This window comes from Vibrio sp. Y176 (assembly GCF_033438945.1).
In genome coordinates this window covers 1-541 of record NZ_JAWOQS010001065.1, presented here as the reverse complement: position 1 = coordinate 541, position 541 = coordinate 1, and the positions used below count along the sequence as shown (strand labels likewise).

The following is a 541-nucleotide window of genomic DNA, read 5'->3' as shown; positions in this document are numbered from 1 at the left end:
CAAACCTGCTTCTGACAAGGCTTGAACCGCAATTTCAGCAACAGGCACTGGTACTGGGTACGGCGCGATGACTTTAAGTAGGACGTTGATTAGCTCCTCGTTTGCAAGCGTGAAACCACAACGTAAGCCTGCAAGCGCGAACGCTTTTGATAACGTACGTAGAATCGCGAGATTTGGATATTGAGCTAACAAATCCACCGTTGACGCCTCAGGGCAAAAATCGATGTACGCTTCGTCCATGACCACGATTGCTCGGTCTTTTGTCATCTCAAGCAGAGAGACAATATCTTCACGCTTAACGAGGTTACCGGTTGGGTTGTTTGGCGAACAAACAAAAACCAGCTTGACGTTATCGAGATTGGATTCGATGCCAGTATGGTCAAGCTGCCAATCCGATGTTAGCGGTACAGTCTTACGTTCAACACCAATGGTTTCAGCACTGATTGCGTACATACCGTAAGTCGGTGGACAGTACAAAATCGCGTCTTGTCCTGGCTCACAGAAAGCGCGAACTAACAGCTCAATACCTTCGTCAGCGCCA

1 protein-coding gene is annotated in these 541 nt (G+C 48.2%); it reads right to left on the bottom strand.

Going from position 1 to position 541, the window contains the following annotated elements:
* Positions 1–541 (bottom strand): aminotransferase class I/II-fold pyridoxal phosphate-dependent enzyme (locus R7O13_RS30220; RefSeq protein ID WP_318305639.1); only part of this gene is annotated, 541 nt, incomplete at both ends.